The sequence below is a fragment of the Acidicapsa dinghuensis genome, assembly GCF_025685685.1.
Classification (GTDB): domain Bacteria; phylum Acidobacteriota; class Terriglobia; order Terriglobales; family Acidobacteriaceae; genus Acidicapsa; species Acidicapsa dinghuensis.
In genome coordinates, this window is record NZ_JAGSYH010000001.1 from 667,849 (window position 1) to 685,405 (window position 17,557).

The following is a 17,557-nucleotide window of genomic DNA, read 5'->3' on the forward strand; positions in this document are numbered from 1 at the left end:
GGCTGCTTTACGCCGAAGGCCGCTCAGCGGTGAGTTCCTCGTGATAGCGACGCCATTGATTGCCGCCCGCATTCTTCGCATCGTAGAGCGCGAGATCGGCGCATTTGTACAGCCCTTCCTGATCATCGCTGTCGGAGAGAAACTCAGCCACACCAATGCTGCATGTAACCTGCAGCGTCGATCCGCGAAACGGCAGACCTGATGCGAATGCACTTACGATTCTTTGCGCAACGGTATAGATGCCCGCTGTATCCGCAGGCCAGATGAGTAGCACGGCAAACTCGTCGCCGCCGAGGCGGGCGACTCGATCACTCTCGCGCACAGAGGCACGCAGCAGATTTGCAGTTTGCATAAGAACCGCGTCGCCCGCGTCGTGACCGTAGGAGTCGTTGATCTCTTTGAAGGTATCGAGATCTACCAGCAGGAGCGCAAAGACCTGCCGATGACGTTTCGCAAGTGAAACCAGAGATCGAAATTCATCGGTAAACATGCGGCGATTGGGCAGAGTTGTAAGCGCATCGTGATAGGCAATCTCTTCCAGGCGGCGATGGCTCTCCTGCAACTCAGCCGTTCTCTCGGCGACCTGCCGCTCAAGCAACTCTTTCTGTGCGATGAGACGGCCGACACGATAACGAATGATCGCATTGACAAGCGTAAAAATTGCCAGCGCGCACAGAATGAAAAACCACCACCTCAGCCACCAGGGACGCCTGATAGTAAAGGCGAATTTTGCCGAAGTCGTGCTCCACAAGCCATTGGGACCCGCAGCGATGACCTCAAAGACGTAGTCTCCAGGCGGCAACCCCTCGAAGTGGACACTGCGCTGCGTCGTGTCGATCCATGAGCCTTTTGAGCCGAGGAGACGATAGCGGAAATGCGTGCGGGTTTCGGTAGCGAAATTGAGGGCGCTAAATTGCAGCAGTAGTGAGTTCTGGGCGTATTCGAGCTTCGGATTTTCTGTGAGCTGATACTCTTGCGATTCGCCAATGGCTGAAGTGATGACGGCGACCGGGGGCCGCGGGGGGATTTTGTACGGTGGCTCGTGAAACAAGGAGAGCCCGCGGCCTGTACCCAGCCAGACACCGCGATCGTCATCGATATAAATGGCGTGATCGTTGCCGTCATCCCAGATCAAGCCATCTTCTGTTCCGTAGCGTATCCATCGATCCTGATCCAGAACGGAGACACCGTTGTCGGTTGTGACCCAGAGACTGCCAAGGTGATCGAATGCCAGCGCATAGATCAGATCGGAAGATAAACCATCCTGCTGCGTATAGCTCTTAATGGAGATGCGATCGCCGTTGAATTGAATCCGGGCCAGGCCGAGGGCATCGCGATAGGCAATCCACAGATCTCCGTTATGCGGCACAACCGATACCAGATCGGACGCCTTGAGTCCATCGGCCTTGGTGATGACCTTCCAACGGGAGCCGTCGAAGCTGACCGCTCCGCGCGATGTTGCCATCCAGAGACGGCCCTGCCGGTCGGCATGGATGTCATAGAAATAGTCATCCGCTGCGATGCCGGGAACAGCTACATGCTCGAACCGGATGGGATTGCGTCCGTCGACCGGAGCGGTGCTTCGGAAGCAACCTCCGGAGGCTGCCGCGATCCACAGGATGCCATTGCGGTCGATGAGCAGTGCATTGACCTGATCTGCTTTGAGTCCTGCCGCCGCCGCGTACGTGCCGAGGAATTTACCCTCCGCATCGAAACGGCTGACGCCGGCAGGAGCGGTTCCGACAAAAACATCTCCTGCCGGGCTGGCGGTTATAGCAAAAACATTATCGCCCGCGAGACCGTTGTGCGAAGAGTAGGTGTGTTCGACCTTGCCATCGGGACCGAAGATACTTAGCCCACCGCTGGTTCCGACCCAGAGACGGTTCGCGTGATCGTGCATCATCGACCAGACACTATCGTTGAGCAGGCCATCCGATTTGCGCCACGAAACCCACTGCCCTTGCCCAAGACGACGCAGCAAACCTCCGCCACGCATGCCGATCCAGAGAGAGTCCTGACGGTCAAGAAGGACGGGGCCAGCAACATCCGAAGGCAGGCCGTGAGCGGGATCGAGATAAATCCGCTTCGAACCTTCGAAGATCACAACTCCTGCGACTGTCGAAACGAAGAGACGGCCATGCACATCGGCGAAGAGACGAATGGACTGTGCGTTGGGGACACCTTCCGAGCGATCGACAAAACGCGATTCCCCTTTGGGCCGCTCGTAGAGATGCGAAGGGCTGCGAACCCACAGATTACCGGCAGCATCAAAGGCAATGGCTCCCCAAAGATCGGATGGCAGCCCGGCAGGAGAGCCTACTCTTTCAAGAGAATCGCCACTCAGTTTCCAAAGATCTCCATCTCGACGGAACCAGACATCTTCACCGCGAATGAGCATGCCGCCCACAGAGCCGGAGACGACGCGGGTGAATTGATAATTACCTCTGCCGTCGGGCGTGCCGCGCAGGATGCCGGAAGTGTGTTCGAGATAGAGATGACCGGCATCATCAAAGGCTACTGCAAGAAACAGTCCCTTTGCTCCGACATCCACGCTCTGGAACCGCGATCCGGAACGCCGCGCCATGCCACCCTGGGTCGCAACCCATAGATCGCCATTGGGGGCTTCGGCTACGCTGCGAATTTCGGTATCTTCGATACCCTCGGTATGGCCAAAACTTTGAAAGGCGCTGCCATCATACCGGTAAAGACCGTTGTCCGTACCCACCCAGAGATAGCCAATGTGATCCTGAAAGAGGCAGTTGATGCCCAGATTGGCGAGGCCGTCACTCGGCCCGTACTGGCGATACGTCCGCTCCTGCGCGGAGACGCATACGGCGAAGAGCACCGGCGCAAGGGCGATCAGAGCGAACAGGGTTGTACGAAACAGCGAATACGGCCGAATCATCCGGAGAAACTATCCGATTATTTTAATTGTTCTGCGTTGAAGCGGGTGCTTATTTAATTTTCGACATGGAAACTGTCCTTGCACGAAAGAAGTTTTCGATTTTTCGCCGAATGTGCCTGAAACGTACCGGTTGGCCGAGCCAGTCCCAACTGCGGCCAGCTGATTTTCGGTTCTGTACGCGAGTAGCTTAGGCTTGCGCAGAGACGGCTTCTGGCTGCTCAATCGGCTCAACCCGGATCTGTTTGATACGACGGCCCTCCATCTCGGTCACAGTCAGTCGGCGGCCTTCATACACGACGCTTTCGCCGCTTTTCGGAATTCTGCCGAGGCGCATGAGCATGAAGCCTGCGAGTGTTTCCACACCGCCGTCACGCGGCAGATGCCATTGCATCTGTGTTTCCAGATCGCGCAGGTTGACGCTGCCCTCAAGGAGCAACGCGCCCGAGGCTGTAGTCAGAATCGGTCGCGCGGGATCGTCGAACTCATCGTCGAGCTCGCCGGTCAGTTGTTCAATGGCATCCTCGACGGTGACAAGACCGACGGTTGAGCCGTATTCATCGACAACAATGGCCATCTGGCGGCGACGCTGCTGGAACTCCTTGATAAGGTCGAGGACCGTCTTGGTCTCTGGAACCATCAGCACGTCGCGCATGATCTGGCTGACACGCAGATCGGAAAAGGCGGAGACAGACTGAACGGCTGCCCTGGCCCGCAGGCCGACAGCTCCACGAAAGTGCATGAGACGTGCGAGATCCTTGGCGTAGACAACACCGATGATGTGTTCCGGGCCGCGTGTTTCGTCATAGACCGGAACACGGCTGTGCTGGTGATCGATGACGCTGGCGCTGGCAGCCTCAATCAGCGTGTTGCTTGCCAGGGACACGATCTGCTGGCGTGGCGTCATAATCTCCCGCACAGGAACTTCATCGAGCTCAAGCGCGCGGTGAATGAGGCGCTCCTGAAATGGGGGCAAAACACCCATGCGGCGCGCCGCCGTAGCGATCAGTTTCAACTCTTCAGGCGAGTGAACGCTGGCCTCGTGCGACATCTCGACCTGAAAGGCGCGAAGAACGAGCGTCGCCGAACCACGCAGCAGCTTCACTGCCGGCCGGGTTACGGTCATGAAAAAAAGCATCGGCGCCGCGACCGCCAAGGCCATGTTCTCCACCCGGCGCAGGGCCAGCGACTTGGGAACCAGCTCGCCGAGCAGAACATGAAAATAGGTGATCAGCGCAAAGCCGAGCGAAACGGCTGCGAAATGGGCGTAGATGGCCGCATGCGGAATTCTCCACGGCAGCAGTTCGATCCAGGAGAGGAAGATACCGGCGGCGGTAGGTTCACCGAGCCAGCCAATGGCGAGCGAACAGAGCGTTACTCCGAGTTGAACAGCGGGCAGGAACGCGTCGAGGTCGCGTTGCAGACGGCGGACGGACCCAGCGCCTGGAACTTTCGCGACGACCATCTGCTCGACACGGGTATCGCGCATTGAGACGAGAGCAAACTCTGCGGCGACGAAAAAACCGTTGGCGAGGATGAGAACGGCAACGGCAACGATTTGGAGCAGAGGGAGGCCGTGCATGACGCTTGTTTACAGGGTGAGTCTAACATTCGCGTTAGATAGCATTCTGTTCAGTGTCCGATTCGGGGCAGCAAAGTGGTTCGCCTTACGTCCGGACCTGGATCGTCTTCCAGCCTGAATCGTCTTGCGGAACCAATCTGCTGGGGCTCACGTATGAATGCTTTGGGATCTATAGCTGTTCTCTCTGCTCGGCGCGTGGACATTGAAGTGCAAGAGAACAATCAGTAGGGACACCGGTTAGGTAGAAGAGTCGGGAGGCCGCACGTGGCTACGAAGAAGAAGGGCCGGCTATGGCTCTGGATCGGTTTGGCGGTAGTTTTGTTCATCGTTGTTGCCGGGGTAGGGTTGGCTCGTTTGGCCTCGGGGAATGGCGTCGATCCAAACAAAATGGCCAAGGTGACGCGCGGTGACATCGTCCGCTCGGTAGTCGCTACGGGAAAGATTCAGCCCATCACACAGGTCGAGGCGAAATCTAAAGCTTCGGGCATCGTCGAGAAGCTGTTTGTGGATATCAATGACCGTGTGCACAAGGGGCAGCCGTTGGCACAGCTTGACCAGCAGGAGATTCTGGATCAAGTAGCGGCGCAAAAAGCCCAACTCGCAGCCGCAGAGGCGAATGTCACCAACTTTCAGGCTGCGATCGCGCAGGACAAGGTGAACGCCGCTGCGCCGGACCTGCCCATGTACAAAACGACCCTGGATCGCAATATGCAGATGCAGAAGGATGGCGTCGTAAGCCAGCAAGCACTGGACAATGCCAATCGCGATTATCTGGCGGCGCTCAACAAGAAAGATGCGGCACAGGCGCAGATTGGCGTGGATACCGCAAAGCTGAAACAGGCTCAAGCGCAGGTGGCACAGGCTGAAGCCAGCCTGAAGCAGCTAGAGGAACAGCTCAGCTACACAACGATCGTCGCTCCCATGGATGGCGTGGTGCTCTCGCGCGATGTCGAAATTGGCGATGCGGTCAGCTCGATCCTGGTGCTTGGATCGACGGCTACTCTGGTGATGACTCTGGGCGACACCAGCGAAGTGTATGTGAAGGGCAAGGTGGATGAGGCCGACATTGCGCATGTCTACATGGGGCAGCCAGCACGCATTAAGGTCGAGAGCTTTCCTAATCGCTACTTTTACGGCAAGGTAACGAAGATCTCTCCCATGGGCGTTGAAAAGGACAACGTGACTACGTTTGAGGTCCGGGTCTCCATCAGCAATCCGGGCGGCGAGCTGAAGTCTCAGATGACGGCCAATGCCGAGATTCTTCTGGAAGAGCACAAAAACGTGCTTCAGGTGCCTGAGAACGCGGTTGTCTATGACAGCCTGAAAAAAACCTATGTGAACGTGCCGGATAAGAACAAGAAGGAGGGGACACGCAAAGTACCGGTGCAAGTAGGAATCTCCAACGGCTCGATGACGGAGATACTTGGTGGACTGAAGGAAGGCGACGCGGTCGTGCTGCAGTAAGCCATGTTCGGATTCGGACAGTTACGTCGCGATTGCGGACAGGAACCCGAAAAAGCCTTGGCCGCCATGCTAGGTACGTTATTGATTATGAACAAGTTAAATATGAGAACGTTTGGCACGGAAGCTGCTATTACCAAGTGTTGAACGCTTTCATGCAGAGATCGTAGCGTGACTTTGGCAAGGAAGCATAAGATGGTTGGTTCAGTTGGCGCGGGGTAAACGCTGAACTGAAATCAACGGTTCAAAATACTCCGACGGGAACGGAAAAGCATCCCGTTGCGAAGAAGATTGTGAGGAACGCGATGAAACGTTGGATTGCAGCATCGGGATTAGCAGTGGCGCTGGCCGCTCTTCCGGCATTTGCCTCCGAGGCAAATTTTGACCGCACTCTTCAGGTTTCAGGAAGCGTTACTCTCCATATTTTAACAGGCTCGGGATACATCCACATCCATCCCGGATCGGACAGCAAGATTCATATCTCCGGACATGTGCATTCGAATGGATGGGATGGCAACTCGGATCGCGTCCAGCAGATTGCGGATAATCCTCCGATCTCGCAAACGGGTGATATTGTCCGGATCGGCTTGGATCACGAGAATCTGCACAATATCTCCATTGACTACGACATTCAGGCGCCGGCGAAGGCTTTCCTTTCCGCAAGCTCGGGCTCGGGCGATGTGACGGATGAGGGCGTGGGCGTCGATGCCCGTCTGAACACGGGGTCGGGAACGATTCACGCGACGGGTTTGCAGCAGAGCTTCACGGTAGAGACTGGGTCGGGTGATATCTATGCGGAGCAAGTGGGCTCCGGCGATGTAAAAGCCAATACCGGCTCAGGAACGATTGAGCTGAAGAATGTTTCCGGCGGACTAAAGGCGCAGACTGGCTCTGGCGATATCAAGCTCAGCGGCGCTCCAAAAGCTGACTGGAAGGTAACGACGGGATCGGGCAGCGTGGAGATCTGGCCGAGCCAGGCATCATTCACACTTGAGGCTTCCACTGGGTCGGGTGATATCAAGACGGATCGCGAGATGGTGGTGCAGGGATCGTTTGAGCGGCACCATATTACCGGGAAAGTAAACGGCGGCGGACCTCTGGTTCGCGTCGAGACTGGCTCCGGGGATATTCGGATTCACTAAGACTGCGCCGCTTTGGCGCACCACAAGCTGATTGAGCCAGAGAGTTCGATCTTCACTCTGGCTGCCACTGAGGATTGACGTGCGGGACTTCCCTGCGTTTATCCAGCAATTCTTAACGAGTGTTCCTCTGGCGAGGTTCGGTATGGGCTCCACGGGACGGGCCTCGCCTCTTTTTTCACTCGTTTGCAGGTGCGGTTTCAGGTATTTCAGAAAAATGGAAACCCCCTCGGCTCAGTCTTTGCTGTTCGCGAGGGGGTTGGGACGGTTTTGTAACGGTTTACACAAGCTTACCGGTGAAAAAGCGGTCTCACCGATAAGGCCTTCCTGGGCGAGGCTTGAGAAGTGCTCCACGGGACGGGTCTCGCCTACTTTTTCTCTGAACTATAACATCGGTCGAAGATATTCAAAGAAATTTCTTTCGTATCCGCAGGAAATTTGCTAAACGCTGCGTTTCGGTCCGCACCGCGCTCCACGTTTACCGCCTTCCGTATCAGGTTTACCGTGTTTTTGACTGGATCCGCGAATCCTTGACCGTGGGTACCTCGTCGTATCATGCAGGCTTATGCGCATTGGAATCACTTGCTATCCAACATACGGCGGCAGCGGCGTGGTCGCTACCGAACTCGGCATCGAACTGGCGGCCCTGGGGCACGAGGTTCACTTCATCAGCTATTCGCAGCCGTTTCGTCTGACCGGCCGTGAAGCCGGCATCTTCTACCACGAAGTGCCGGTCTCGAATTACCCCCTTTTCGAGTTCCCTCCGTACGATCTGGCGCTGGCCTCGCGTATGGCCGAGGTAGCCGAATACTACAAGCTCGATCTGCTCCATGTGCATTACGCGATTCCGCATTCGGTGGCGGCACTCCTGGCGCGGCAGATGCTGGCTGAACGGGGAAAACGCTTGCCCTTTGTGACGACGCTACACGGCACCGACATCACGCTGGTGGGCATGGACCGGTCGTATTTGCCGATTACCCGGTATGCGATCGACCAGAGCGATGGAGTCACGAGCATTTCGGCCTATCTGAAAGGGGTAACGGAGACGAGTTTTGGCGTCAAGCGACCCATCGAAGTAGTGCACAACTTCGTCAATTGCGATGTGTACAAGCCCTTTACCGACGCGGAAGCACGGATGACAGCGCGACGACGCTTTGCCGCGGACGATGAATTTCTGCTAGTGCATCTTTCGAATTTCCGACCGGTCAAGCGTGTAACCGATGTGGTCGAGGTCTTTGCACAGATTGCCGATCAGGTTCCGGCGCAGCTCATTCTGATCGGCGACGGTCCGGACCGGTCAACTGCGGAGTGGCTCTCGCACACGCTCGAAATTCAGGATCGCGTTCATTTTCTGGGCAAGCAGGACCGTGTGAACGAACTGCTCCCGTTGGCCGATCTGATGCTTATGCCCAGCGAAATGGAGAGCTTTGGCCTGGCGGCGCTGGAAGCGATGGCTTGCCAGACACCGGCGATCGCCACTAGGGTCGGGGGCGTGCCGGAGCTGATCACGGACGACGTGGATGGAATGCTGTTCGAAATACGTGACGTGGATGGGATGGCGGCGGCGGCGATTGCCTTGCTAATGGATCGCGAACGTCACGAAGTCATGCGCAAGGCAGCACGCAAAACTGCTCAGGATCGCTTCTGCTCGACGAAAATCCTGCCGCGATACATTGAGTTCTACGAGTCGATACTCGCTGGCGAACCCGTTGTTACGTAGGCACCTCTATTTAAACTTCAATCGAGCTATTCACGCTTATCTTGCTCTTCTATAAGGAATTTTGAGAGCCTATCGAGGCTTTGCTCCAAGGGAGTCTTCCGAGCTTTAATCCACTGCTCCAGCACGGCAAAGCCAGATGTTTCCACTCTGCAAGTGCGCACACGGCCAATCTTTTCGGTTCGGGCAAGATCGCATTGTTCGAGAATCTGCAGGTGCTGCATCACGGCTGTCAGCGTTACTCCAAGCGGCTCTGCCAGCTGCGAAACGGACTGGGGCCCGGCGCTCAGCATTTCTAGAATGCGTCTGCGTGTCGGATCTCCCAGCGCGTGGAAGACGATTGCTATCTTTGCCTCCCCCTCGGCGGCCATTGGTGAGCGATGAGCATCTGGAGGAGAATTCTGGCCAGCGCTGGAGCCAGAATTTTCCTCAAGTTTCTGTTTTTGTTTTCCCTTTAAATCGCTCATTCTGAATGAAGATAATTCCCGAGAGAATCCATCAGCCGGCACCAGCCTCCCTCTCGCATCTGAGGACCGTCCGACCTCTCAAAAAAGGCTCCCTGATGCGTGACCGTCAAGCCGGTTCCCTCATCAGAAGCCGAAAACTCAAACGTTACCAGGGTTGCCGAGATGCAATGACCGCCCAATGTCATGCGGCTGGCCTGCACGATTCTTGCGCCGTCTACGATGTTTTGAAAAATGCTGAGGCTGACAAGCGGTGTTCCTGGAAACGGCGTGTCGTCTCCCAGCTTATATTCCAGCCGCTCGATGCCGCCGAGGTGAAAATCCATCTCGAATGAGTCGACCGGATGATCTCCGTCTTCACTGAGCCAGATGCGCTTCTTCGCTGGATCAGAAAACGCGGAAAAGACCCGGTCTAGCGGAGCAGCAAAACTGCGCTCCAGAACGAATGTGCTGTGTACGACGGGTAACTGCTCCATGGATGCTCCTCCGCTTCCTTGAATGTTAAGTGCCAAAACAAAGTTCGACCATACACTTGGTCAGGCACTCAATCATGGGCTCGATTGGGGATTCGATCGGGCCGGCACGTAATTCAGGTATACCTTGCCGTTATTGAATATGCGCGAGCTGGCCAGCTTGAGGGAAAGCAATCGGGGTATCTTTTCGAAGAGACTGCGACCGCTGCCCAGCGCAAGCGGATTCAGAACCAGCTGATATTCGTCGATCAAGCCGGTCGGGGCAAGCTGCGCGACGAGGCTGCCGCTGCCCATGATTGCCATGCCGGGACCATCCTGCTCCTTGAGTTCGCGCACTGCGGCGGCGAGATCATCGTTTGCCGGCCGGATCAGCTCGGTGTTGTTCCAGGAGACATCCTGAAGCGTACGCGAAAAAACAGTCTTGCGCATACGGTTCATGCCTCGGGCTACTTCGGGCATTTGTTGCGCTGCGGTTGGCGTCGGCCAGAAGCTGGCCATGAGCTGGTAGGTAATGCGCCCGAAAATAAGGTGCCCCTCTCCACTCGCATTCTCTGCCACAAAGGCCGCGTATTCCGGATCGTTGCTAAGATGACTTGCCCAATTGAACTGTCCGTTGCCGTCGGTAAAGTAGCCATCGCTCGATATGTGATTGAAAACAATTAACCTTCTCATTTTCCTTCTCCTCCAGTTTCACGTCATCCCTCTTCGAACGATGGACAACAGTGAAGTTATTGCTTGAGTATTAGTCGAAGAGTCGAAATAGTCAAGTGAATACTTCGGTATTTTTGGAGAATCCTCTGGCCTCCCGGTTTCAGGAACAAATCAGGCTTTGCCGGCTATATCCTGCACTCTGCTCGGCCTAGGGTCGGAGGCTTCAACTTCCGGGTCGTATTCCGGGTCATAGGGAATCTCGATCGAAACCAGGGTTCCCCGGCCTGGGCGCGAGACGACAGTGAAACGCGCGTGCGTCCCGTAAAGGACTTCGAGGCGTTCGCGGACATTCTTGAGACCGATGCCCGCGCCCCGCCGTTCGATGCCAGAGGCAGGCTTGGTTACGATGCCTACACCGTCGTCCTCGATCTCAACCACAAAGCTTTCCTGTTGCATGCGGCTGCGAATGGTGATGGTGCCGCCGTGGATGCGCGGCTCCAGTCCATGCTTGATGCTGTTCTCGATAAGAGGCTGCAGCAAGATGCTGGGGACCGGCAGATCGAGCGTTCGCTCGTCCAACTCTTTAACGACGCGCAGCTTTTCCGGACCGAAGCGGACGACCTCGATATCGAGATAGTCGTCGGTAAAGCGCAACTCGTCGCGCAGACGGACGTAGGTGTCGTGGTCACGCAAAAGACCCCGGAGCAGATTCGCCAGCTTGACGATCATTTCTCGCGCCTGATCGGGACGGAAGCGGACCAGCGAAGCAATGGAGTTGAGTGTATTGAAGAGAAAATGCGGATTGATCTGGCGCTGAAGCGCGTCGAGGCGGGCTTCCAGTACGAGACGCTTCTGTTCCTCAAGCTTGAGCTCAATGCGCAGGGCGTTCCACATCTTCAGGCAAATGCCGACGACGATCGGAGCGGAAAGCCATACCAGCAATTGCAGCCAGACTGCATCTGTGAGCAAAGCAAACAGGCGATGTGGATAGTGGCTGGCAAGCCAATCACGCGCAATAATCATCACCAGAATCAGCATGAGCAGCAGAATCTGGCGGTCAAACTTCGGCTGACGCAGGTTACGGCGGACCCAGCGCCAGAGGCTCAGATCGAGAAATGGCGTGAACGACCAGATATCCTCCCGGGCCGCCTCCTTGCCGATCCAGGAGCCAAAGATGCCCGAGACCAACCCGACCGCCATGAGGAACGGTGCTGAAAGATATTCGTGGTGGAATTCCGCAGGAATGGACAGAACGAGCGCGCCGAGCATGGCCCAGCCCGGCCCAAACAGCAGTCCGAGCAGGGTTGTGATTTCGAAGGAGATGTCGGCAGCGAGAAAATTCTGGACGCGAATACGGACCCAGACGCCGAGCGTCAGAGGAACAAGGAAGAAGGCCAGCAGAGCCAACGTCTGCCGGGCCTGACGCCGCTCGGCAAAAAGCAGCCGCTGAAATACGCGTGACCTGGCGAGCGCGCTCGATACCGAAGCGGCAATGCCCAGCTTGACGAGCAGCGTAATCAGAATGAGCTTATGGTCGGCCACGCATTTCATGGTACGCGGGACGCCGCGCTGCATCCAATGAGGGGCGAATCAGAAGGGTCGTAAAATCAGATTATGGGTTTCGAGAAAGTTGTAAAGGTTGCCGATGCTGACTTTCCCACGCGCTGGGGTCACTTCCGCATACTGGGTTTTGAAGGGCATCTGCCTGCGCCGCGCCCCTGCTGTGAAGAGAGTGCACAACAGGGCAAGCGTGTTGAAGGGCTGGTAGCGCTGGTAATGGGCGACATCCACTCCGCGCCGCCACTGGTGCGTATTCATTCACAGTGCCTGACTGGCGATGTCTTCGGCTCACTGCGCTGCGACTGCCGACTACAGCTTGAGCTGGCGCTCAGCAAGATCAGTCAGGAAGGCCAGGGCATTCTGCTTTACGAACAGCAGGAGGGCCGCGGCATCGGTTTGATGGCAAAGCTCAAGGCCTACGCGCTGCAGGACCAGGGGTTGGATACCGTCGAGGCCAACGAAGAGCTCGGATACGCTGCCGATTGCCGTGCCTTCGAGCTGCCTGCGGAAGTATTGAAGATGCTGAACGTACCGGCTGTGCGGCTGATTACAAATAATCCCGAGAAGGTAGCTGCGCTGGAGAGTGCGGGCATTCAGGTCGTCGAACGGGTTTCAGCCGAGGTTGAACCGCACGAGACCTTCGAAAAATACCTGAAGACCAAGCACGAGAAGATGGGGCACATCCTGGAGTCGCTGGTAGAAGAGAAAGCCTGAGTTCGCATCTCAGGCTTCCTGCTTGATCTCCACTGCAGGTTCTGGTCCGCGCATCGCTACCAGTAGCTTTGCCGTAGTGACAACCTGCCCGACATGCCGCTGCGTATGATCTGCCACGTGGATCATGGCTCCGCCGATGCTGGTGGGCAGTTGCTTTCGGCCTACTCCACGGAAGGTTTCGAGATCGGCCGTAGCGAGCACACGAATGCGCTGTGAAGCATCGACGAAGGAGACTTCGACCTCAGCGATGAGTTGTGCCAGCGTTTCTTCACCTAGCTGTTCGGCTTTGAGCTTCGCGAGTTGCTCAGGCGCAAGTTGGTTGCCCTCGGCATAGGTAAGAATGCGATCGACGCTGCGGGCAATATGACGCAGGTGAAATGCGATTGTCGGCAGACCGTACGGCTGATGATGAACCTCTTCATCGGTCAGCCCGGCAGTCCATTTCGTGATGTCTTCGAGCGCAAGATCAAGTGCGTGCAGAACTGCACGGCCGGCGGCAGGAACATCTGCGTATGTACCACGCATCCACGGCTCGATATAGGGCGTCGCTGCGCTGCTGCTCATCCGTCACTCTTCTTTCTGAGACTTTGTCAGTTCGTATTCTTCACGCGCACTACGGTGATCTTACTGAAGCCTTCATCAAACGCCGGCGGCTTCAGGCGCTCAGCCATTTTCTGCATTACTTCATCGCCGACGGGGCGGTCACGGCGTCGATTACGATCAAGGCAGACATCAAGCGGAACGTCGAAGAATACGGCCTGCACCTCGTATCCAAAACTCTTGGCCATCTTGATCCACTGGCGGCGCTCATGCGCGCTGAGGTTGGTGGCATCCACATAGTTCCACGGCATGCGGGCAATAAGACGTGCGCGCAATAGAGAGCGGAGCGTCGAGAAAACTAGCCCCTGATAGCGCTGCTCGGTAATGTCGTCGAAGAGAATGGTCCGAAGCATATCGCTCGATAGCGGCTGCACCCCGCGTCGCTTAAACCACGTAGTCTTGCCTGAGCCCGGCAGACCAATCGTCAGAACCACAAACCCCTTCGGGTCTTTGGTGGGACTCGTGGCCACATTCTCTTCCGGAGGCGTTGACGGCAGATCGGGTTGCGTTTCCATTTCGAAACGGCCGGCTCCCTGCTCCTCGCCATCGTAGTTTGAAGCAAGTACCTGTGGCCGTTGCGTATGGGATTTGGCAAATTGCGCTGGGTCCGCATTGGATTCAATGCGCGCCGGACCAGGCTGCGCCGGGCGTTGCATAGGCGGAGCATCCGAATAACTGGGAATTAAGGGCTTGGGCTGATTGGATGGAAGCTCGTGTCCGATCTTGCCGGTGGATTCTGAAAGGTTCGGTTCGCGTTTTGAGCGTCGTCTCATGCGTTCCTGTCCGAGTTCTACATCATCGTTATCATATCCGTTCGATGCACATCAATCAGTGCATCCAGAGGTACATCAGCGAGCACTTCTCCAACTTAAACTTGCTCTGGACCACGCGCTATGCGCGTTGCCGCACAAAACTATTCTCAGGATTTGGTTCCGATTGACTTGACAGCGGTGTTAATCTTAAGAGTTTGGTGCAAGCGCTTTCGCGGTCTGAATCCTGCTGAATCCCGACGACTTGGCATACTCCGCCGGCAGACGCGGAAGACCCTTGCGCCTGCTCAGAAGCTCGCGAATTTTCCGAACACAGGTCCCGCACTGATGTGGGGTCCAGCATTTCTAAGGAGAGAGCAAACACATGGCAGTTAAGGTTGGTATCAATGGGTTTGGCCGTATCGGCCGCAACGTATTTCGCGCGGCCCTGGGCAACCCCGAGATTGAATTTGTCGCAGTGAACGACCTCACCAGCCCAGCAACGCTGGCGCACCTGTTGAAGCATGACTCGATTCTGGGCAACATTCCGAACGAAGTGGTTGCCGGTGAAGATTTCATCTCGGTCGATGGCAAGAAGATCAAGGTATTTGCCGAGCGCGACCCTGCCAAGCTTGACTGGGCCTCAACTGGTGCTCAGATCGTCGTTGAGTCTACGGGACACTTCACCGATGCCACCAAGGCGAAGGCTCACCTCGGCGAGACCGTGAAGAAGGTCATCATCTCGGCTCCTGCCACTAATGAAGACATCACCGTGGTTCTGGGCGTGAACGAAGAGAAGTACGATGCGGCGCAGCATAACGTGATCTCGAACGCGAGCTGCACCACCAACTGCCTCGCGCCACTCGTCAAAGTGCTCATTGAAAACTTCGGCATCGTCAGCGGCATCATGACGACGATTCACAGCTACACCAACGACCAGGTGATCCTCGACTTCCCGCACAAGGATCTGCGCCGCGCCCGCGCAGCCGCGATCAACATGATTCCAAGCTCGACCGGCGCCGCAAAGGCTCTGAAGCTGGTCATCCCTGAGACCGCAGGCAAGCTCGACGGCTTCGCGATCCGCGTCCCAACTCCGAACGTCTCGATCGTTGACCTCACCTTTATCAGCGAGAAGCCGACTGACGCCAAGGCTGTGAATGCCGCGCTCAAGGCTGCATCAGAAGGCGAGCTCAAGGGCATCCTGGGCTACGAGGCAGGCGAGTTGGTCAGCTCTGACTTCAAGGGCGACAAGCGCAGCTCGATCGTAGACGCTCCGCTAACCAAGGTAGTTGGTAACAGCGTGAAAGTGCTGAGCTGGTACGACAACGAGTGGGGCTATTCCAACCGTGTTGTCGACCTGATTGGCTTCCTGGTCAAGAAGGGTCTGTAGTTTTCATTCAGCTCTCACCAAAACTGCGGATATCCCATCCTTCGCTACTTTCGCGAAGGATGGGAACCACAGATCCCAACCACGCATGAACAACAAACCTGCGTGAAGAGGCAGAGCAGATGCGGGTTGAAGAGATCGATCACGCAAACGATGATTCGGATTCGGCGAGATATCCAGATCCGCAAAATGTTGCGCGCATGATCGTAATTAACAACTCTCAGATTGTGTTGGTCTTTCATCGGGTCAGAATCCTGCTTATTGGGCTATTTCCCCTCGCAGTTCTGGCGGTTCGATACATCCCCAAAGGAGCATTACGGGACCGTCTTGAAATCACCTTGATAGCATTCATCCCGGTAATACTTGTGATTCTCCTCTTGGGTTATCTTTTTGATCGAGCCCTTCGACGCTGCCCGGTATGTAGGACTCGGATTACCAAGGCGACCGATGAAAAACGTCGTTGTCTCGAATGCGGAGCCATACTTTGGGACTCCTGGGATGAGGATCAATGAGCAGAAACAACTTCACCGGCGGCTCTCCTTTCGAACCCATCATCGGTTTCTCGCGCGCCGTGCGCGTTGGCAACGTTATCCATGTTGCTGGCACAGGTCCGGTTGGCGCTGACGATGCCGATGTCGAGACGCAGACGCGGCGCATCTTCGAGATTGCCAACGAAGTGCTTGGGCGTGCGGGAGCGTCTTTCAACGATGTCGTCCGCACCCGCATCTATCTCACTCATGTCGATGACTGGCAGGCAGTAGGCCGTGTGCATGGGGAGATCTTTCATGACATTCGCCCGGCAGCGACGATGCTGGTTGTGGCGCAACTGTTAAACCCCAAATGGCGCGTTGAGATCGAGCTGGAAGCTATCGCTGCTTCCGAGCAGGCGACCTCAGCAGGCGCGAAAGGCTAGTGATTATGTCGAAGCTTTCAATTCGCGATCTTGATCTTAAAAACAAGCGCGTCTTTATCCGCGTTGATTTCAACGTGCCGCTCACCGAAGACGGCTCGGCCATCACCGATGACACCCGCATTCGCGCAACGCTGCCCACCATTGAATACGCGCTGCGCCATCATGCCAAGGTGATTCTGGCCTCGCACCTGGGACGGCCCAAAGGCAAGCTAAACCCGAAGTATTCGCTGCGGCCAGTGGTCGATCGCCTGCGCGAACTGCTCGACCAGGATGTGAGCCTGTCGGTCAACGTAGGCTTCTCGCCAGATTGCGTCGGCGAGATAGCAGAAGAGTTGTCGCGCCAGCTTGAGTCTGGCCAGGTACTGCTGCTTGAGAATCTGCGCTTTCATGCTGAGGAAGAGGCAAACGATCCAGAGTTCAGCAAGAAGCTCGCTTCGCTGGCCGATGTCTATGTCAACGATGCTTTCGGCTCGGCGCATCGCGCACATGCCTCCACGGAAGGCATCACGCATTTCCTCAAGCCCGCCGCTGCCGGCCTGCTGATGGAGAAAGAGCTGACCTATCTGAATAAGGCTCTAGAAGCTCCGGAAAAGCCGTTCGTCGCCATCATCGGTGGCTCGAAGATCTCGGGCAAGATCGACGTGATCGACAACCTGCTTGACAAGGTCGATACGCTCGTAATCGTTGGCGGCATGGCTTACACCTTTGATCGCGCGCTCGGCGTGACCACCGGCAAATCGCTGGTGGAAGAAGACAAGATCGACGTGGCCAAAGGCGCACTGGAAAAAGCCAAGGCTAACAGCGTGGAGATTCTGCTGCCGGTCGACAATATCCTCGCCGACAGCTTCTCCGCCAATGCAAAAACGCAGGAGTGGGACTCGACGAAGAACTTTCCCGAAGACTGGCAGGGCCTCGACATCGGCCCAAAGACGGTCAAGAAGATCACGGAGATCGTTTCGAAGGCGAAGACGATTCTCTGGAACGGCCCCGCAGGTGTCTTTGAATTTCCGCGCTTTGCCGTGGGCACCAACGCCATTGCGCATGCGGTGGCCGCAAACAAGACCGCGACCTCGATCATCGGCGGCGGTGACTCGGTAAGCGCGATCAACCAGGCAGGAGTCGCGGATCAGATCACACATATCTCCACCGGCGGCGGAGCAAGCCTTGAGTTCCTGGAAGGCAAGAAGCTGCCAGGCGTTGAAGCGTTGACCAATAAGTAGCAGATTTCGTTCAGAACTCGATCGC

Annotated in this window: 15 protein-coding genes; 7 read left to right on the plus strand and 8 right to left on the minus strand. The window is 56.4% G+C overall.

Translation table 11 applies throughout. The annotated features are described in order from the left end of the window. Positions 1 to 7: 7 nt before the first annotated feature. Both OHL22_RS02615 and OHL22_RS02620 read right to left on the minus strand, forming a co-directional pair. Positions 8 to 2,905, minus strand: coding sequence for a ligand-binding sensor domain-containing diguanylate cyclase (locus OHL22_RS02615; RefSeq protein ID WP_263332884.1), 2,898 nt, complete (start codon positions 2,903 to 2,905; stop codon positions 8 to 10). Positions 2,906 to 3,092: 187 nt separating this feature from the next. Then, positions 3,093 to 4,484 (minus strand): hemolysin family protein, encoded by a 1,392-nt coding sequence (locus OHL22_RS02620; RefSeq protein ID WP_263332886.1) that lies wholly within the window; start codon positions 4,482 to 4,484, stop codon positions 3,093 to 3,095. 264 nt (positions 4,485 to 4,748) lie between these two features. Here OHL22_RS02620 and OHL22_RS02625 point away from each other — a divergent pair, with 264 nt between their 5' ends. The 3 genes from OHL22_RS02625 (at position 4,749) to bshA (ending at position 8,804) form a co-directional block, all read left to right on the plus strand. Further along, positions 4,749 to 5,948, plus strand: a complete 1,200-nt coding sequence (locus OHL22_RS02625) for an efflux RND transporter periplasmic adaptor subunit (protein WP_263332888.1) — start codon at positions 4,749 to 4,751, stop codon at positions 5,946 to 5,948. Between the two features lie 302 nt (positions 5,949 to 6,250). Continuing rightward, a complete protein-coding gene (locus OHL22_RS02630; RefSeq protein ID WP_263332890.1) occupies positions 6,251 to 7,087 on the plus strand; it encodes a DUF4097 family beta strand repeat-containing protein in 837 nt (278 codons plus the stop codon). Positions 7,088 to 7,649: 562 nt separating this feature from the next. After that, the gene (gene bshA / locus OHL22_RS02635; RefSeq protein ID WP_263332892.1) at positions 7,650 to 8,804 is read left to right on the plus strand and encodes an N-acetyl-alpha-D-glucosaminyl L-malate synthase BshA; all 1,155 of its coding nucleotides are present in this window, start codon (positions 7,650 to 7,652) and stop codon (positions 8,802 to 8,804) included. A 26-nt stretch (positions 8,805 to 8,830) separates the two neighbouring features. Here the strand turns inward: bshA and OHL22_RS02640 are convergent, their stop codons facing one another. From OHL22_RS02640 to OHL22_RS02655, 4 genes are all read right to left on the minus strand, one after another. Continuing rightward, entirely contained in the window at positions 8,831 to 9,310 is a 480-nt protein-coding gene (locus OHL22_RS02640; protein ID WP_263332894.1) for an ArsR/SmtB family transcription factor, read from the minus strand. Beyond that, positions 9,265 to 9,741 (minus strand): SRPBCC domain-containing protein, encoded by a 477-nt coding sequence (locus OHL22_RS02645; protein ID WP_263332896.1) that lies wholly within the window; start codon positions 9,739 to 9,741, stop codon positions 9,265 to 9,267. Before OHL22_RS02645 ends, OHL22_RS02640 begins: the two co-directional genes overlap by 46 nt. Before the next feature lie 72 nt (positions 9,742 to 9,813). Continuing rightward, positions 9,814 to 10,410, minus strand: a complete 597-nt coding sequence (locus OHL22_RS02650; RefSeq protein WP_263332898.1) for a dihydrofolate reductase family protein — start codon at positions 10,408 to 10,410, stop codon at positions 9,814 to 9,816. 150 nt (positions 10,411 to 10,560) lie between these two features. Then, positions 10,561 to 11,940 carry a sensor histidine kinase gene (locus tag OHL22_RS02655; RefSeq protein WP_377819794.1) on the minus strand — a complete coding sequence of 460 codons (1,380 nt, stop codon included), beginning with the start codon at positions 11,938 to 11,940 and terminating at the stop codon, positions 10,561 to 10,563. 63 nt (positions 11,941 to 12,003) lie between these two features. On the opposite strand from OHL22_RS02655, the gene ribA reads away from it, so the two are divergent. Continuing rightward, positions 12,004 to 12,663: a GTP cyclohydrolase II gene (gene ribA / locus OHL22_RS02660; protein WP_263332903.1), complete on the plus strand. Its 660-nt coding sequence runs from the start codon at positions 12,004 to 12,006 to the stop codon at positions 12,661 to 12,663. A 9-nt stretch (positions 12,664 to 12,672) separates the two neighbouring features. Here ribA and OHL22_RS02665 read toward each other — a convergent pair whose 3' ends face one another. After that, positions 12,673 to 13,227, minus strand: coding sequence for a DinB family protein (locus tag OHL22_RS02665; RefSeq protein ID WP_263332906.1), 555 nt, complete (start codon positions 13,225 to 13,227; stop codon positions 12,673 to 12,675). Between the two features lie 26 nt (positions 13,228 to 13,253). After that, on the minus strand, positions 13,254 to 14,036 hold the full coding sequence (locus OHL22_RS02670; RefSeq protein ID WP_263332907.1) for an ATP-binding protein: 783 nt from the start codon (positions 14,034 to 14,036) through the stop codon (positions 13,254 to 13,256). 361 nt (positions 14,037 to 14,397) lie between these two features. Here OHL22_RS02670 and gap point away from each other — a divergent pair, with 361 nt between their 5' ends. The 3 genes from gap (at position 14,398) to OHL22_RS02685 (ending at position 17,532) form a co-directional block, all read left to right on the plus strand. Further along, positions 14,398 to 15,402: a type I glyceraldehyde-3-phosphate dehydrogenase gene (gene gap / locus OHL22_RS02675; RefSeq protein ID WP_263332908.1), complete on the plus strand. Its 1,005-nt coding sequence runs from the start codon at positions 14,398 to 14,400 to the stop codon at positions 15,400 to 15,402. A 505-nt stretch (positions 15,403 to 15,907) separates the two neighbouring features. Next, complete coding sequence (locus tag OHL22_RS02680; protein WP_263332910.1) at positions 15,908 to 16,312, plus strand: RidA family protein; 405 nt, start codon at positions 15,908 to 15,910, stop codon at positions 16,310 to 16,312. 5 nt (positions 16,313 to 16,317) lie between these two features. Further along, positions 16,318 to 17,532 carry a phosphoglycerate kinase gene (locus OHL22_RS02685; protein WP_263332912.1) on the plus strand — a complete coding sequence of 405 codons (1,215 nt, stop codon included), beginning with the start codon at positions 16,318 to 16,320 and terminating at the stop codon, positions 17,530 to 17,532. Positions 17,533 to 17,557: the final 25 nt, after the last annotated feature.

What these genes read in the sequence shown, in the direction of transcription:
- OHL22_RS02615 (WP_263332884.1), bottom strand. Translation starts at nt 2,905, where the DNA reads ATGATTCGGCCGTATTCGCTGTTTCGTACAACCCTGTTCGCTCTGATC.
- OHL22_RS02620 (WP_263332886.1), bottom strand. Translation starts at nt 4,484, where the DNA reads ATGCACGGCCTCCCTCTGCTCCAAATCGTTGCCGTTGCCGTTCTCATC.
- OHL22_RS02630 (WP_263332890.1), top strand. Translation starts at nt 6,251, where the DNA reads ATGAAACGTTGGATTGCAGCATCGGGATTAGCAGTGGCGCTGGCCGCT.
- bshA (WP_263332892.1), top strand. Translation starts at nt 7,650, where the DNA reads ATGCGCATTGGAATCACTTGCTATCCAACATACGGCGGCAGCGGCGTG.
- OHL22_RS02645 (WP_263332896.1), bottom strand. Translation starts at nt 9,741, where the DNA reads ATGGAGCAGTTACCCGTCGTACACAGCACATTCGTTCTGGAGCGCAGT.
- OHL22_RS02650 (WP_263332898.1), bottom strand. Translation starts at nt 10,410, where the DNA reads ATGAGAAGGTTAATTGTTTTCAATCACATATCGAGCGATGGCTACTTT.
- OHL22_RS02655 (WP_377819794.1), bottom strand. Translation starts at nt 11,940, where the DNA reads ATGAAATGCGTGGCCGACCATAAGCTCATTCTGATTACGCTGCTCGTC.
- ribA (WP_263332903.1), top strand. Translation starts at nt 12,004, where the DNA reads ATGGGTTTCGAGAAAGTTGTAAAGGTTGCCGATGCTGACTTTCCCACG.
- OHL22_RS02665 (WP_263332906.1), bottom strand. Translation starts at nt 13,227, where the DNA reads ATGAGCAGCAGCGCAGCGACGCCCTATATCGAGCCGTGGATGCGTGGT.
- OHL22_RS02670 (WP_263332907.1), bottom strand. Translation starts at nt 14,036, where the DNA reads ATGAGACGACGCTCAAAACGCGAACCGAACCTTTCAGAATCCACCGGC.
- gap (WP_263332908.1), top strand. Translation starts at nt 14,398, where the DNA reads ATGGCAGTTAAGGTTGGTATCAATGGGTTTGGCCGTATCGGCCGCAAC.
- OHL22_RS02680 (WP_263332910.1), top strand. Translation starts at nt 15,908, where the DNA reads ATGAGCAGAAACAACTTCACCGGCGGCTCTCCTTTCGAACCCATCATC.
- OHL22_RS02685 (WP_263332912.1), top strand. Translation starts at nt 16,318, where the DNA reads ATGTCGAAGCTTTCAATTCGCGATCTTGATCTTAAAAACAAGCGCGTC.